Raw genomic sequence first — 2,631 nt, forward strand, 5'->3', positions numbered from 1 at the left:
ATTGTCAACGGGATTGAGCTGGGCTATATCAAGGTTCCCAAAGATACCTTCATCGAGCCAAATGAACTCAAGGACTATCCAGCTGGTGAAGTGCTGATTATGTGTACCGGAAGTCAGGGTGAACCCATGGCAGCCCTGTCACGGATTGCTAATGGTACCCACCGTCAGGTGCAGCTGCAACCTGGAGATACGGTCATCTTCTCATCCAGCCCAATCCCTGGTAATACCACCAGCGTGAACAAGCTGATTAACATCATTTCCGAGGCTGGCGTCGAAGTGATTCACGGTAAGATTAACAACATCCACACCTCTGGACACGGTGGCCAACAAGAGCAGAAACTCATGCTCCGCCTGATCAAGCCTAAATATTTCATGCCAGTCCATGGTGAATACCGTATGCAGAAAGTCCATGCAGGCCTAGCCGTTGATACTGGAGTACCAAAAGACAATATCTTCATCATGAGCAATGGTGATGTGCTGGCTCTGACAGCCGACTCAGCTCGTATTGCCGGCAGCTTCAACGCTCAGGATATTTATGTTGATGGGAACCGCATTGGTGAAATCGGAGCTGCAGTCCTGCGCGACCGTAAAGACCTGTCAGAGGACGGTGTGGTTCTGGCTGTTGCGACGGTTGACTTTGAGTCCAAGATGATTTTAGCCGGTCCAGATATTCTCAGCCGCGGCTTTATCTACATGCGCGAATCAGGTGACCTCATTCGCCAAAGCCAGCGCATCCTCTTCAATGCCATTCGCATTGCCCTTAAGAATAAAGATGCCAGCGTCCAATCTGTCAGCGGCGCTATCGTCAACGCCTTGCGTCCTTTCCTCTACGAAAGTACCGAGCGCGAACCTATTATCATTCCGATGGTGCTTACACCAGACGAAGACAACTAAAAAAATAAGCTTTGCTAGACTAGCAAAGCTTATTTTTTGTAAACTTTAATGGTAATTGGCAATTGACTTCTATCTACTTGAGAGTAGCTCACTTTAACCACTTGATGAAATGATATTTGGTCACACCTTTTTGAGGCACATCTTCCAGACTGGCATAGATTTCATAGCCTTGTTTGATGTAAAAATCCTTAGCCTGATAAGATTTGGTGGACAAGGTGATGCTGCTGACTCCCGCTTTCTCAGCCCTTTCTTCTAATTCTGCCAGCAGACTAGCTCCCAAACCCTTTTTCTGGTGTCCCTTATCTACCACTAAGGCCTTGATATGGATGTTTTCCAACACCTGCTGGGCATGGAGCAAGGCGATTAATTTCCCTTCCTCTTCACGTGTCAGATAATAATCCTTGGGTTCAAGTTCTTCAAACCTAGTCGACCCAAATGAAGCCTCATATTGCTCCTTGAAAACTTGCTCGATAAAGTTTTGAAATTCTGTCATTTTTTCTCCTAACGAAAAAGCAGAATACTAACTCTGCCTTTTCCTTCTTTATTCCCCTTCAAAGACATCTTTCATCTTATCAAAGAAGCCTTTCTTTTTAGGGCTCACTGTGATGTCTCCAGCCGCCGCAAAATCCTTAAGAGCCGCCTTTTGACGATCATTGAGTCCTGTCGGCGTTACGACATTGATAGTGACATATTGGTCACCGACACTTCCATCGCGTAGATTTGGTGCTCCCTTACCACGCAGACGGAAACGTTTGCCAGTCTGAGTTCCTTCTGGGATTGTCAATTCAACATTTCCATGCACAGTTGGGATTTCCACACTGTCGCCCAGAGCTGCTTGCACAAAGTTGAGGTTGAGCTTGTAGTAAATGGTAGAACCGTCTCGCTCAAACTTATCGCTCGGCTCAACGTTCACCACTACATACAAGTCACCGTAAGGACCGCCGTTAAAGCCTGCCTCACCTTGACCAGCCAAGCGAACTCGTTGACCTGTTTCCACACCAGCCGGAATTTTTACATGAACGCTATGCGCTTGCTTTTCATGCCCTGTTCCATGGCAGGTTTCACATGGACTTTTGATTTCTTGTCCGCGACCATGACAGACGTCACAGGTTACTTGACGACGCATCATACCCAGCGGTGTTTGAGTATCAACGTTGATGACACCAGAACCATGACAGCGGCCACAAGTTACTGGGCTAGTTCCTGGCTTAGCACCTGAGCCGTGACAAGTATGGCAACTCGCCTCACGATTGTATTTCACTTCTTTTTCTGCCCCGAAAATAGCCTCTTCAAAGCGGAGATTTACCCGATACTGGAGATCATCCCCTTGGCGCGGAGCATTTGGGTTACGAGTCGCGCCACCGCCAAAGAAGCTAGAGAAGATATCTTCGAAGCCGCCAAAACCAGAGCCATCAAAGCCACCGAAGCCGCCTGCACCGCCGCCAAAGCCACCATTGGCACCCGCCGCGCCATATTGGTCATAGGCCGCCCGCTTTTGCTCATCGCTCAAGGTTTCATAAGCCTCCTGGACTTCCTTATATTTATCTTCCGCCCCAGGCTCCTTATTGATATCTGGGTGGTATTTTTTAGATAATTTCCGATAAGCTCTCTTAATCTCATCCTGAGAAGCATTCTTAGAGACACCTAAACGATCATAAAATTCAGTATTGTTCATTTAAGATACCAAGACCGTAAAATTCGACTGAAAAATAGGAAATCAGGCGACGGAGCGATGCT

3 protein-coding genes are annotated in these 2,631 nt (G+C 47.4%); 1 reads left to right on the forward strand and 2 read right to left on the reverse strand.

The features are described from left to right. A partial coding sequence (locus Q0191_RS01745; protein WP_297663264.1) for a ribonuclease J occupies positions 1-894 on the forward strand: 894 nt, incomplete at its 5' end. Positions 895-982: 88 nt separating this feature from the next. Here Q0191_RS01745 and Q0191_RS01750 read toward each other — a convergent pair. Together Q0191_RS01750 and dnaJ are read right to left on the reverse strand one after the other, a co-directional pair. Next, on the reverse strand, positions 983-1,387 hold the full coding sequence (locus Q0191_RS01750; RefSeq protein WP_297663266.1) for a GNAT family N-acetyltransferase: 405 nt from the start codon (positions 1,385-1,387) through the stop codon (positions 983-985). A 48-nt stretch (positions 1,388-1,435) separates the two neighbouring features. After that, on the reverse strand, positions 1,436-2,569 hold the full coding sequence (dnaJ, locus tag Q0191_RS01755) for a molecular chaperone DnaJ (protein ID WP_297663268.1): 1,134 nt from the start codon (positions 2,567-2,569) through the stop codon (positions 1,436-1,438). Between the last annotated feature and the right edge of the window lie 62 nt (positions 2,570-2,631).

Origin of the sequence: uncultured Streptococcus sp. (genome assembly GCF_938036805.1) — a bacterium.
Taxonomy (GTDB): domain Bacteria; phylum Bacillota; class Bacilli; order Lactobacillales; family Streptococcaceae; genus Streptococcus.